This is a genomic window from Dietzia sp. KRD202, from assembly GCF_017168155.1.
In the GTDB taxonomy this organism is placed as follows: domain Bacteria; phylum Actinomycetota; class Actinomycetes; order Mycobacteriales; family Mycobacteriaceae; genus Dietzia; species Dietzia kunjamensis.
The window spans coordinates 39125-51219 of record NZ_JABFAN010000019.1; the positions used below are offsets into that span (position 1 = coordinate 39125).

The 12095-nt window shown below is 71.2% G+C and carries 12 protein-coding genes; 7 read left to right on the forward strand and 5 right to left on the reverse strand.

Going from position 1 to position 12095, the window contains the following annotated elements:
* Window positions 1-9: 9 nt before the first annotated feature.
* Window positions 10-948, reverse strand: coding sequence for a helix-turn-helix domain-containing protein (locus J1M64_RS15795; RefSeq protein WP_206474812.1), 939 nt, complete (start codon window positions 946-948; stop codon window positions 10-12).
* Window positions 949-1114: 166 nt separating this feature from the next.
* On the opposite strand from J1M64_RS15795, the gene cysD reads away from it, so the two are divergent.
* From cysD to J1M64_RS15815, 4 genes are all read left to right on the forward strand, one after another.
* Window positions 1115-2032, forward strand: a complete 918-nt coding sequence (cysD, locus tag J1M64_RS15800) for a sulfate adenylyltransferase subunit CysD (protein ID WP_206474813.1) — start codon at window positions 1115-1117, stop codon at window positions 2030-2032.
* Window positions 2032-3945: a sulfate adenylyltransferase subunit CysN gene (gene cysN, locus J1M64_RS15805; protein WP_206474814.1), complete on the forward strand. Its 1914-nt coding sequence runs from the start codon at window positions 2032-2034 to the stop codon at window positions 3943-3945. The genes cysD and cysN overlap by 1 nt, the downstream gene beginning before the upstream one ends.
* Before the next feature lie 4 nt (window positions 3946-3949).
* Complete coding sequence (locus J1M64_RS15810) at window positions 3950-4867, forward strand: sulfite exporter TauE/SafE family protein (protein ID WP_206474815.1); 918 nt, start codon at window positions 3950-3952, stop codon at window positions 4865-4867.
* Between the two features lie 81 nt (window positions 4868-4948).
* A complete protein-coding gene (locus J1M64_RS15815; protein WP_271799434.1) occupies window positions 4949-6217 on the forward strand; it encodes a sodium:proton antiporter in 1269 nt (422 codons plus the stop codon).
* A 40-nt stretch (window positions 6218-6257) separates the two neighbouring features.
* On the opposite strand, the gene J1M64_RS15820 is transcribed toward J1M64_RS15815, so the two are convergent.
* On the reverse strand, window positions 6258-6740 hold the full coding sequence (locus J1M64_RS15820; protein WP_163375533.1) for an Rrf2 family transcriptional regulator: 483 nt from the start codon (window positions 6738-6740) through the stop codon (window positions 6258-6260).
* A 46-nt stretch (window positions 6741-6786) separates the two neighbouring features.
* The gene (locus J1M64_RS15825; RefSeq protein WP_206475013.1) at window positions 6787-7728 is read right to left on the reverse strand and encodes a sulfite exporter TauE/SafE family protein; all 942 of its coding nucleotides are present in this window, start codon (window positions 7726-7728) and stop codon (window positions 6787-6789) included.
* A gap of 249 nt (window positions 7729-7977) precedes the next feature.
* Here J1M64_RS15825 and J1M64_RS15830 point away from each other — a divergent pair, with 249 nt between their 5' ends.
* Both J1M64_RS15830 and J1M64_RS15835 read left to right on the forward strand, forming a co-directional pair.
* Window positions 7978-8193, forward strand: a complete 216-nt coding sequence (locus tag J1M64_RS15830; RefSeq protein WP_067716955.1) for a hypothetical protein — start codon at window positions 7978-7980, stop codon at window positions 8191-8193.
* 43 nt (window positions 8194-8236) lie between these two features.
* Entirely contained in the window at window positions 8237-9064 is an 828-nt protein-coding gene (locus tag J1M64_RS15835) for a 3'(2'),5'-bisphosphate nucleotidase CysQ (protein ID WP_206474816.1), read from the forward strand.
* A 52-nt stretch (window positions 9065-9116) separates the two neighbouring features.
* Here the strand turns inward: J1M64_RS15835 and J1M64_RS15840 are convergent, their stop codons facing one another.
* Window positions 9117-10241 (reverse strand): NAD-dependent epimerase/dehydratase family protein, encoded by a 1125-nt coding sequence (locus J1M64_RS15840; RefSeq protein ID WP_241261653.1) that lies wholly within the window; start codon window positions 10239-10241, stop codon window positions 9117-9119.
* A 213-nt stretch (window positions 10242-10454) separates the two neighbouring features.
* The gene (locus J1M64_RS15845) at window positions 10455-10850 is read right to left on the reverse strand and encodes a hypothetical protein (protein WP_119192591.1); all 396 of its coding nucleotides are present in this window, start codon (window positions 10848-10850) and stop codon (window positions 10455-10457) included.
* Between the two features lie 168 nt (window positions 10851-11018).
* On the opposite strand from J1M64_RS15845, the gene J1M64_RS15850 reads away from it, so the two are divergent.
* Window positions 11019-12092, forward strand: coding sequence for a YihY/virulence factor BrkB family protein (locus tag J1M64_RS15850; RefSeq protein ID WP_182636011.1), 1074 nt, complete (start codon window positions 11019-11021; stop codon window positions 12090-12092).
* The last annotated feature ends 3 nt before the right edge of the window (window positions 12093-12095 follow it).

Consider the following 12095-nt stretch of genomic DNA (forward strand, 5'->3'; position numbering starts at 1 on the left):
GGTCCGGGCTCAGGGGTGGCGCGCCGCGTGCGCCGGGTGGACGAGGTGCGGGGGCAGGCCGACGGCGGGGGCGCGGCCCGGGCGCGAGGCCAGCCGGGCGGAGACCGTGTCGGCGCACGCGCTGACCGCCCGGGTGGCACGGGCGACGGCCCGACCGGTCATGCGTCGGCCCGGGGCGACGGCCACCGATCCGATCGCGCGGCCGTCCGCACGCAGGACCGGTGCCGCGATCGAGGCCACCGCCAGGTCCGCGGCGGCGTCGAGCTCCGCGTTGGTCACGTCGAGTTCCGACAGCTCCACGAACAGTTCGGACACGCGGTCACGGACCAGGGCACCGATCCCGGACGCCTCGAGGGAGTCGGCCATCCGGAGTAGTTCGCGTCGTGCGGGGGTCAGTCGCTCGATCGACCACCCGCGTCGCGCGATCTGCGGCAGGACAGTCTCGAGTCGATCCCGTGCGGCGGGGGTGAGCCCCGCGGAGTCGGCGAGCCAGCGGCGCTGCTCGAACACGGGGAGGCGGGCCGCCAGTTCGCGGGCGAAGGGCGCACGCACCGGGACCACATGACCGACGGGCATGGCCTCGCGGGAGGCGGTGCGCATACCGGCACCGACCGAGTCGACGACCTCGGCCATCCCGTCGCGGACCTCGAAGACCACGGCCGCGATGCCGGTGGAGTCGACCAGGGCCTCGAGGGGCTCGCGGGCCGCCCGGACCAGATCGACCTCGGCGGCCAGCGCCGTGCCCACCTCGCGCAGTCTCGGCCCGGCACGCCACCCGCCGCCGACCTTCTCCGCCCAGGCCTGGGACTCCATCTCGGAGAGCACCGCGTGGAGGGTCGATCTGCTGGCGCCGGTGACGCGGGCGATCTCGGCCAGGGGCAGGGGAGGGCCGTCTGTCGCCAGGGCCTCGACCACCGAGAGCACCCGACGGGTCGGATCGTGTCGCATAGTCGTCATCCTATGTCAATTAGTCGACAGTTGCCCGTCAGTTGCGCTCTCCGAGATGTAAATTCCTCGATGGCAAGCGCACGATGGTCCGGATGCCCGAGGACAGACAGATCTGTCTGCCCTCAGCCGACCGGGACCCCGGCCGGCCCACGACACTGGAGGTCGCATGACGACGAGGTCGGCGGTGACGCTCTCGCATCTCGACGCGCTCGAGGCAGAGTCCGTCCACATCTTCCGCGAGGTAGCCGCACAGTTCGAACGCCCGGGGATGCTCTTCTCCGGAGGCAAGGACTCGGTGGTGATGTTCCACCTCGCCCGCAAGGCCTTCTGGCCCGCGCCGATGCCGTTCCCGCTCATGCACGTGGACACGGGACACAACTTCGACGAGGTCATCGAGTACCGCGACCGGGTCGTGGCCGAGACCGGCGTCCAGCTGCTCGTCTCCCACGTCCAGGACGACATCGACGCCGGCCGCGTGGTCGAGGAGACCGGACCGGGCACCAGCCGCAACCGCCTCCAGACCACCGCGCTGCTGCGCGGCATCCAGGAGAACCGCTTCGACGCGGTCTTCGGCGGGGCCCGCCGCGACGAGGAGAAGGCCCGGGCCAAGGAGCGCGTCTTCTCGTTCCGTGACGCGTTCGGCGCCTGGGACCCCCGCGCACAGCGCCCCGAGCTGTGGAAGCTCTACAACGGCAACCACCGCAAGGGCGAGCACATCCGCGTCTTCCCGCTGTCCAACTGGACGGAGCTGGACATCTGGCAGTACATCGAGCGCGAGGACATCGACCTGCCGCCGATCTACTACGCCCACGAGCGTGAGGTCATCGAGCGCGACGGCATGCTCCTGGCCAACACCCGGTTCCTCGAGACGCTGCCCGGCGAGGAGGCCCGCACCGAACTGGTCCGCTTCCGCACCGTCGGCGACGCCACCTGCACCGGCTGCGTCGAGTCCGACGCCTCCGACAACGCCGCCGTCGTCGCCGAGGTGGCGGGCACCCGCGTCACCGAGCGCGGCGCCACCCGGGCCGACGACCGGATCTCCGAGGCCGGCATGGAAGACCGCAAGAAAGAGGGCTACTTCTGATGAGCACCCCGACCACCGAGACCCGGCACGCCGCGACCGACCACGGCCACACCGACCACGGCCACACCATGTCCGACCAGGCCCAGTTGCTGCGCATCGCCACCGCCGGCTCCGTCGACGACGGCAAGTCGACCCTGATCGGCCGGCTGCTGTTCGACTCCAAGGGCATCTTCGAGGACCAGCTGGCCTCCATCGAGGCCACCTCCGCCAAGCGGGGCGACGAGTACACCGACCTCGCGCTGCTCACCGACGGGCTCCGGTCCGAGCGGGAGCAGGGCATCACGATCGACGTGGCGTACCGCTACTTCTCGACCCCGCGGCGCAAGTTCATCATCGCCGACACCCCGGGCCACGTGCAGTACACGCGCAACATGGTCACCGGCGCCTCCACCGCCGACGTGGCGATCATCCTCGTCGACGCCCGCAAGGGCGTGCTCGAGCAGACGCGCCGCCACGCGTTCCTCTCCGCACTGCTGGGCATCCCGCGCCTGGTCGTGGCCGTGAACAAGATGGACCTCATCGACTACGACGAGGCCACCTTCGAGGCCATCCGGACCGAGTTCACCGACTTCGCCGCCAAGCTCGAGGTCCACGACGTGACGTTCGTGCCGCTCTCGGCGCTCAAGGGCGACAATGTGGTCGACCGCTCGGAGGCCATGCCCTGGTACACCGGCCCGGCGATGCTCGACCACCTCGAGAACGTGCACATCGCCTCGGACCGCAACCTCACCGACGTCCGGTTCCCGGTCCAGTACGTGATCCGCCCCCAGCGGGCCGACGGACTGGATCACCGCTCGTTCGCCGGCACCGTCGCGGGCGGCATCATCAAGGTCGACGACGACGTGGTGGTCATGCCGTCCGGTCGGCAGTCGACGGTCAAGGCGATCTGGGGCCCGGGCGGGGCGGAGCTGGACGAGGCCGCCGCGCCCGCCGCGGTGACGATCGCACTGAACGACGAGATCGACATCGTCCGCGGCGAGATGATCGCCCGTCCGGGCAACCGTCCGCACCAGGGCACCGAACTCGAGGCGATGGTCTGCTGGTTCGACGACGCCACCACGCTGCAGCAGAACAAGCGCTACGTCATCAAGCACACCACCCGCGACACCAAGGCGATCGTCACGGGGATGGAGTACCGGCTCGACGTCAACACCCTGCACCGCGACCCGGATTCCACAGAACTCGACCTCAACGAGATCGGCCGCATCGGACTGCGCACGCAGACCCCGCTGATGTACGACGCCTACCGGCGCAACCGCGACACCGGTGCGTTCATCATGGTCGACGAGATCACCGGCAACACCGTGGGCGCGGGCATGATCATCGGGCCCGCCACCACGGGGTCCAATGTGGTCTGGCACGCCGGGGCCGTCCAGCGCGGGGACCGGGGGCAGGGCCGCACGCTGTGGCTCACCGGTCTGTCGGGCTCGGGCAAGTCCACGATCGCCTCCGAGGTGGAGCGGCTGCTCATCGAGTCCGGGCACCCCGCCTACATCCTCGACGGCGACAATCTGCGGCACGGCCTCAACGCCGACCTCGGGTTCTCGGCCGCCGATCGCGCCGAGAACATCCGCCGCACCGCGGAGGTCGCGGCGCTGTTCGCGGACGCCGGCGTCGTCGTCGTCTGTTCCCTCATCTCGCCCATGCGCGCCGACCGCGACGCGGCGCGCGAGGTCCACGCCAAGGCCGACCTGCCGTTCACCGAGGTCTTCGTGGACACCCCGCTGGCCGAGTGCGAGGCCCGTGACCCCAAGGGCCTGTACGCCAAGGCCCGGTCCGGTGAGATCCCGGAGTTCACCGGGGTGTCGGCTCCGTACGAGCCGCCGCTGACCCCCGACCTGCACATCCGCCCCGAGGACGGGACCGCGGAAGAGGTCGCGCAGCGGATCCTCAGCTCCATCCTGGGAATCTGAGCCGGTGCCCGAGGCCCTCTGGACCTACGATTCGCTGGGGCTGCTGGTCGTCAGCGCCGTCATCGGCGTGGTGATCGGTCTGACGGGGATGGGCGGCGGCGCCCTGATGACGCCGGCGCTCATCCTCGTGGGCATCCCACCGACGGCGGCGGTCGCCAACGACCTCGTGGTCAACGCGGTCAACAAGGTCATCGGCGCGGGCGTGCACTGGCGGCACGGCAAACCCAATCTCAAGATCGCGTTCTGGCTCATCCTGGGATCCGTGCCGACGGCCTATCTGGGGGCGTGGCTCGTCCACGCGATCGGTGCCGACGACGTGCAGGGCCTGCTCAAGAAGGCCATCGGTGCCACGCTCATCGTGGCCTCGACGGCCTATTTCCTGCGGGCCTTCTTCGAGATGTCCGGGCGCATACGCACCGGTGACGACCCCGACCCGCCCGTCAAGCCGCTCATCACCCTGCTGGTCGGGGTGATCGGCGGCCTGATGGTGGGCATCACCTCGGTGGGCTCGGGCACGGTCATCATGATGTGCATCATGCTGCTGTACCCGACCCTGGCGGCGCTGCGGCTGGTGGGCACCGACCTGGTGCAGGCGGTCCCGCTGGTCATCGCGGCGGCGATCGGGCACGTGATGGTCACCGGCGTCGACTGGAACCTACTGGTCCCGCTGCTGATCGGGGGTGCGGTCGGCACGTTCTTCGGTTCGAAGTTCGCCAGCCGCGTCCCCCAGGGGCTGATCCGTCGAGGTATCACGATCGTGTTGGCCGTGACCGCCTCGGCGATGTTGGGTGCGTCCCCGCCCCTCATCGGCGTCATCACGCTGGTGCTGGTCGTGGCCGGGCCGCTGGTGTGGAGGGTGCTGGTGCGCCGGTTCTCGGTGCACCGCGACGAGCACGCGGAGCCGACGGTCGCCCGCACCTGACGGGGCCGCGACCGCCTCCGCTTCTCGGGAGGGCTCGTGTTCCGGTGGCGCGTCGACCCCCCGTGGGGCCACACTCCTGCGGTGGCCAACACCGACCTCATGTTCGCGGTCATCGGGGCGGCGTTACTCGTCGGCTCACTCCTTCCGCGACTGCTCCGCGAGCGGGTCCTGTCCGCGCCGATCGTCGTGGTGGCCGTGGGCATGCTCATCGGCTGGCTCATGCCCAACGAGTCGCAGCTCGTCGACGTCATCGAGCACGCGGAGCTCGCCGAGCGGATGGCGGAGATCACCGTCATCGTCGCGCTGTTCGGCGTCGGCCTGGCGCTCGACCGTCAACTCACCTTCCGAGGCTGGAGCACCACCTGGCGCCTGCTCGCCATCGGGATGCCGCTGTCCATCGCCGGGGTCGCGGTCCTGGGGTGGTGGGTGCTGGGGGTGACACCCGCGGTCGCGGTGCTGCTCGGTGCCGTACTCGCCCCGACCGATCCGGTGCTGGCCTCCGACGTGCAGGTGGAGGGCCCCGGTCACGGGTCGGGGGAGAAGGTTGACGACGAGCACGACGAGGCGCGCTTCGCCCTCACCTCGGAGGCTGGCCTCAACGACGCGCTGGCGTTCCCGTTCGTCTACCTGGCGATCTTCCTGGCCACCAAGGGCGCGCCGAGCGAGTGGGTCTGGACCTGGCTGGCGTGGGATCTGGTCGGCAAGACCGTCATCGGGGCCGTGGCCGGGTGGGTCATCGGCCGGCTGGTGGGGGCGGCCCTCTACCGGGTCCGCATCGGGGAGCACCGCCTCGTCGGATATGCCGAACCCGCGGCCGCGGTGGCCACGTTGCTCCTGGCATACGGTGTCGGCGAACTCGTGGGCGGATGGGGATTCCTGGCGGTGTTCTGCGCGGCGCTGGGCGTCCGCGCGGCGGAGCGTCACGACGAGAAGCACGCCCGGGCTCACGAGTTCATCGAGTTCACCGAGCATCTGCTCACGCTTCTGATCCTGCTGGTGATCGGGGCGTCGTTCATCTCGGATGCGGTCTTCCGGTTGGAGTGGTCGCACGCCGCGGTGGCGGCCGGGGTCCTGTTCGTGATCAGGCCGCTCACCGCCTGGATCGCTCTGCTGGGCGATCGCAAGCTGCGGCGCCCCGAGCGACTTTTCGTCGCCGCCTTCGGTGTCCGGGGCGTCGGGTCACTGTTCTATCTCTGCTACGCGATGGGCTACTTCTCGAAGGATGACGGCTGGTCACTCTGGCCCGCGGTGTCGCTGGTCATCGTCGCCTCCATCGTCCTGCACGGCGCGGCGGCGTCTCCCGCCGTGGCCTGGCTCGACCGCCACCGCGGGCGCGAGCAGGCGACCTGAGTCCGGCGGGAGCGGACCGGGCGGCGGAACCGGCGTCCGACTAGCGGGGCTCCCACGCGTCGGTGTCGAGGGTCAACTCGTGGACCTCGCCCGGCAGGTGCCCGGCGGCCAGGTCGGCGATCGTCACGGCGTCCATGACCCGGCGCAGGGCCGCGCGCGAGGCGATCCACACGTGCTGCAGGATCGCGGCACGGTCGTTGTAGACCACCGACTCCGGGCGGACGTCGTAGACGCTCACCAGGGGGCCGTCGACGGCTCGCAGGACATCGGCGACCGAGATGTCCCCCGCCTCCCGGCCGAGGAACCATCCGCCCGTCTTGCCCCGGCGACTGGTCACGATCCCGGCCCGCCGCAGATCCGACAGGATCGCCTGGAGGAACCCGTGCGGGATGTCCTGACGCCGCCCCAGCTCTTCGGCGCTCAGCGGATTGTCGCGGGGATCGTCGTCGGGGCTGGCGAGCTGGGCCGCCGCGAGTTCGACGAGTGCGCGCAGCGCATAGTCGGACTTGGCGGTGACCCTCATGCCGACAGTCTCCCAGAGGGGCCGCCTCACCGGGCGTCGGCCCGGATCAGCGCTGCGCCGGGGCGGATTCGGCGGCCGCGGCAGGGGCGGGTCCGGTCCCGCCGGTGCCCACCTCGTCGTCGTCGCCGCCGGAGGCCCTGCGCTCGGCGAGCACGGCCCACGTGACCAGGCCGATCCACACGGTGACCAGGGCCAGCAGGATCGGGGTGGTCGCCGACGAGGGCACCTCGGCCCACACCAGCAGGGTGCGGGAGTTGGTGACGACGATCAGGCCGCCGGCCGCCGTGCCGAGCACCCGGGCAGGCAGGTGCTTGACGAGCCACGCCGCGAGCGGTGCGACGAGCACACCTCCCACCAGCAGCGCCAGCGCGTAACCCCAGTTGATGCCGGCGGCGCCCAGGCCCACGAGGAAGCCGAGCGACCCGCCGACGGCCACCACGAACTCGGAGGTGTCGATGGAGCCCACGACCTTGCGCGGCTCGACCCGGCCCGAGGACAGCAGGGAGGTGGTGCCGACCGGGCCCCAGCCACCGCCGCCGAGGGAGTCGAGGGTGCCGCCGACCAGTCCGAGCGGGACGAGGAACCCGGTGCGGACCCGCCCGCGGAACTCGGGGCGACGGCCGCCGAGTGCGAGGAACCGGTACAGGACGTACAGGCCCAGGCCGAGCAGGATCGCCCCCACGACGGGCTTGGCGACGTCGGCGGGGAGGCTGGACAGCAGGGTGGCGCCGACGAACGCCCCGATTGCGCCCGGCACCGCGAGGATGCGCACGATCCGCCAGTCGACGTTGCCGAGTCGGTGGTGGGAGATGCCGGAGGCGAGGGTGGTGCCGATCTCCGCGAAGTGCACGGACGCCGATGCGGCGGCGGGGGCGATACCGGCCGCGACCAGCAGGGTCGTGGACGTGACGCCGTAGGCCATGCCCAGGGACCCGTCGATGAGTTGGGCGATGGCGCCGACGACGCCGAGCACGATGAGTGTCTTCACGAGCATCCCTCGAGTAGTGAGTCGAGTAAGTAGATCGATACAGTAGACATAAGGAAGGGACGCTGTCTAGACCGACCTGTCCAGTGGGGGCCGGGTGCGATTCGATCGCCCGTCCAGGACTGGATCGGGCATCGCTGAGGTGGGGCGCCGGACGCAGTGATGTTTTCGTTGTCCAGTAGTAAAAATTTATGACACAATAGCGATCTACGTGCCGGCTGGAGGTTGGCGCAGTTTCTCCCGGGGGGAACGATGAACGAGGTCGGACAGCGGCAGTGCTACGTCGAGGAGACGGCCGACGGCGCGGTCTGGGGCTGTCACCGCTGCGACGCCCGCAGCGGTGTCCTGCCGTCCCGGGGCGCGGCCCGGGTCGCGGCCGACGCGCACCGGTGTCCGGACGAGCCCGCCCGCGTCGTCCGCCAGTACGGGAGTGGCCGGCGCCGGGGGCTGCGGTCGCGCCGTCGGTAGGCGTCCCGCGCCGCGCCCGGAGTGCGCCTCCTAGGCTGGGGGCATGACCGCCGCCACACGTACCCCGGACCAGCAACTCGCCGTCGACCTCGCCATCGAGGCCGGGAGACTGCTGGTGGACCTGCGCTCCTCCGGCCCCACCGGACGGGAGCTCGGCGACATCGGCGACCGCCGCGCCAACACGCTGCTCCTCGAACGGCTCGCCGCCGCGCGCCCGGACGACGCGGTCCTGTCGGAGGAGTCCGCCGACGATCTCGCCCGAGTGGACGCCGACCGCGTGTGGATCATCGACCCCGTCGACGGCACCCGCGAGTACGGCCTCGGCGACCGGCCGGACTGGGCCGTCCACGTCGCCCTGTGGGAGCGCGCGGGGGACCCGGCGTTGTCGCGACTCACCGCCGCGGCGGTCGGGCTCCCGGCGCTCGGAGTGGTGCCGGGGGTCGACGACGACGAGGTCTACGCCGCACCCGTGGGCAACGGCGGGGTCGACGGGGGTGGCCTTCTTCCCCCGCGAACGGGCTCCCGACCGCGGATCGTCCTCTCGGCCTCCCGCCCGCCGCGATTCGCGGATGCGGTCGCCGAGGCGGTGGGCGGGGATCTCGTGCCGCTGGGGTCGGCCGGGGCCAAGACGGCGGCCGTCGTCCGCGGTGAGGCGGACGCCTACATCCACGCCGGCGGGCAGTACCAGTGGGACTCCGCGGCGCCGGCCGGGGTGGCGTTGGCCCGCGGGTTCGTCGCGGTGCGGATCGACGGCACCCCGCTGGAGTACAACGTGTCCGACACCTACCTGCCGGACCTCGTCGTGTGCCGCGCCGACCTGGCGGACGCGATCCTCGGTGCCATCGCGGACGAGGGCGCGGCGAAGCGCTAGTTACGACGCGGCGGGCCTGTGCGGGCGGTCGTCAACGGCGGGCCCGCGTCTGTCAGGGGAGGCGCCTGACGTCGACGGGGCCGCCGCGGCGCAGTGAGGCCAGCGCGTCCCGCAGGGTCCGCGGGCGCAGGGGAGGGGACGTTCCTGCCCGTCCGGCGGCGATGGCGTCGACGAGTTCGCGCAGGGCCTCGTCGGCCGCGACCGTGGGGTGCCAGCCGAGCTCCGCGCGGGCCCGGGTGGTGTGCATGAGTGGGACGCCGAACGCGAGGTCCACCCAGCCGATGCTGAGCGGTTGGAGGTGGAGCAGCCAGCTGACGTGCACCAGCCTCCGCAGGATCCCGAACGGGAGCCCGACCGGAACGGCACCGAGCTCGCGGGCGATCATGTCGCGCGTGACGGGCGGTTCGGCCGCGATGTTGAACGCGCCCTGCGCGCCGGTCGTGGCCGCGGCGGCGAGTGCCGAGGCCATGTCGTCGCCGTGGACCAGGGGGACGGTGAGGCGACGGTCCACGGGCAGGACCGGCAGGGCCCGGATCAGCCGGACCGGTGCGAAGGCGGGGCTGAAGTAGCGCACCAGGCCCGAGGCGGCCTCGCCGTGCACGATGAACGCGGCCCGCATGCGGGCGATCGTCGGGGTTCCCGGATGTTCGCGCTCATGCTGGTCGAGCAGGTGCTCGGCGGCGGTCTTGTGGTGGTTGTAGGCGGCGGTCGGAACGCCACCCAGCTCGACGCCCTCACTGACGCGGGTGTCCACGGACACCCCGGGGCCGCCGTCGGACACCGGGGCGTAGGCGCCCACGGAGGACTGGTGCACGAGATGCGGCACTCCCGCCAGGCGGCAGGCGTTGACGACCGCGGCGGTCCCCCCGACGCCCAGTCGGCGGTGGTGGTCGACGTCGCGGGTCGGTTGGAAGCCCCAGGCCAGGTGGATCACCGCGTCCGCGCCGCGGAAGACCTCCACCAGGTCCTCCGCGCGGGCGTACGACAGGTCCACCCGATGCCACCGCGCGCCGTCGTAGGGCGGCGTGGCCGGGGGGATCCGGCGGCACAGTCCCACCACGTCGTGCCCGTCGGAGAGCAGACGCCGCACGAGCGGGGTGCCGACGTTGCCGCTGGCACCGGTGACGACTATCCGCATCCGGCGGGCCGGGGTATCGGATTCCGGGTTCTGCGTCATCGCACCATGGTCGGCGACCCGCGTGGGCCGCGCATCCGGTCCGGGGTGCGTGTGGCAGGTGTCCGCGCGTGTGCCGGGAACGCGCGTGTGCCGGGAACGCGAGCGGCCCGGCCCCGCGTGATGCGGGACCGGGCCGTCGCGCCGGCAGGGCCGGGTGCCGTAGCGCCGGCAGGGCCGGGCGCCGTGGGGGCTCGTGCCCGCCGGCGGGGGAGGCTACCGGTCGGTGACCAGTGCGCCGGCGATGGCGGCCATGAACGCGTCCTTGGCCAGGGACATGCCCTCCTGGCTGGGGCGGATGCCGTCGGCCTCGGTCATGGTGGGGTTGCGGAAGTACATCGCGAGCAGGCCGGCGGAGAAGACGCCGAGGGCGGCGCCGGCGATCTGGCGGGGCACGACCGGGGTGAGGAGGGCGGCGCCGATGCCGATCTCGGAGTAGGCGACGAACTTGCCGAAGGAATCGGGATCCATGTTGTTCACGGCGGGAACTCCCGTCGCGGCGAAGCCCTGTAGACCCTGGGCGGCCTCGGTCGGCATGCCGCGCTTGCTCAGGCCGGAGTTGAGGACGAAGGCCCCGGTGACTCCACGGAGGATGGCGTTGGACAGACTCACTGTGTTTCTCCTTCTGGTGCGGTGACGGTCGAGGAAATCGAAGTTGTTGATACGACACTTTGGTGACGTGACATCAAAGAGGGTAACGCACAGAGCGGCGTCCGTAATCCCGCGGGGGGACGGCCGGGCCGGATGCGGGGGAGGCCCGGTGGTGGAAAGGTGCTTGGTATGAGTACGAGCAGCCGCGACATCACCGACAAGCCCCACACGGATGCCGACCCCGACACCGGCAAGCCCGAGTCGCCCACCAAGCTCACCGGCGGAGCCTGGAAAGTCGGCCTCAAACGCGCCGCAGGGGAGTTCTCCAAGGACAACTGCACCGACCTCGCGGCGTCGCTCACCTACTTCGCCGTTCTCTCGTTGTTCCCGGCGCTTCTCGCCGTGGTCTCGCTGCTCGGTGTGTTCGGCCAGGGGCAGGCCACGGTCGACGCGGTGATGGGCCTCGTCGAGGGTTCGGTACCGGAGCAGACCCTCAACGAACTCCGCGGGCCGATCGAGGGACTGGTCAACACTCCGGCCGCCGGGATCGCCCTGATCACCGGTATTCTCGGCGCGCTCTGGACGGCCTCCGGATACGTGGGCGCCTTCGGTCGCGCCATGAACCGCATCTACGAGGTCGAGGAGGGGCGCCCCTTCTGGAAGCTCAAGCCGCTGATGATCCTGCTCACCGCCGTGCTGCTGATCCTGGTCGCCCTGGCCGGCGTGATGTTGGTCGTCAGCGGGCCGATCGCCGAGTGGGTGGGGGACCTCATCGGTCTCGGCTCGACGGCGGTCACCGTCTGGGGCATCGCCAAGTGGCCGGCGCTGGTCCTCGTCGTCGTCGTCATCCTCGCGGTCCTCTACGGGTTCGCCCCCAACGTGAAGCAGCCCAAGTTCCGCTGGATCTCGCTCGGCGCGGTGGTCGCGCTGGTGGTGTGGGGCCTCGCGACCGTCGGCTTCTTCTTCTACGTGTCCAACTTCGGCAGCTACAACGCGACCTACGGTTCGCTGGCCGGCGTCATCGTCTTCCTGCTCTGGCTGTGGATCACCAACAACGCCTTCCTGTTCGGTGCCGAGGTGGACGCCGAGATGGAGCGCGCCCGTGAGCTCCAGGCGGGCATGCACGCCGAGGAGACCATCCAGCTCCCGCCGCGCGACACCACTGCCAGCGACAAGGCGGCCGAGAAGCAGCAGAAGGCCATCGACGAGGCTGCAGACGTCCGACGCGAGGCCCAGGTCGACCAGGCCCGCCACCGCGACTGACGC

Excerpts from the sequence above, each read along its gene's own strand:
- J1M64_RS15795 (WP_206474812.1), bottom strand. The coding sequence starts at position 948 with ATGCGACACGATCCGACCCGTCGGGTGCTCTCGGTGGTCGAGGCCCTG.
- cysD (WP_206474813.1), top strand. The coding sequence starts at position 1,115 with ATGACGACGAGGTCGGCGGTGACGCTCTCGCATCTCGACGCGCTCGAG.
- cysN (WP_206474814.1), top strand. The coding sequence starts at position 2,032 with ATGAGCACCCCGACCACCGAGACCCGGCACGCCGCGACCGACCACGGC.
- J1M64_RS15820 (WP_163375533.1), bottom strand. The coding sequence starts at position 6,740 with ATGAGGGTCACCGCCAAGTCCGACTATGCGCTGCGCGCACTCGTCGAA.
- J1M64_RS15830 (WP_067716955.1), top strand. The coding sequence starts at position 7,978 with ATGAACGAGGTCGGACAGCGGCAGTGCTACGTCGAGGAGACGGCCGAC.
- J1M64_RS15835 (WP_206474816.1), top strand. The coding sequence starts at position 8,237 with ATGACCGCCGCCACACGTACCCCGGACCAGCAACTCGCCGTCGACCTC.
- J1M64_RS15840 (WP_241261653.1), bottom strand. The coding sequence starts at position 10,241 with ATGACGCAGAACCCGGAATCCGATACCCCGGCCCGCCGGATGCGGATA.
- J1M64_RS15850 (WP_182636011.1), top strand. The coding sequence starts at position 11,019 with ATGAGTACGAGCAGCCGCGACATCACCGACAAGCCCCACACGGATGCC.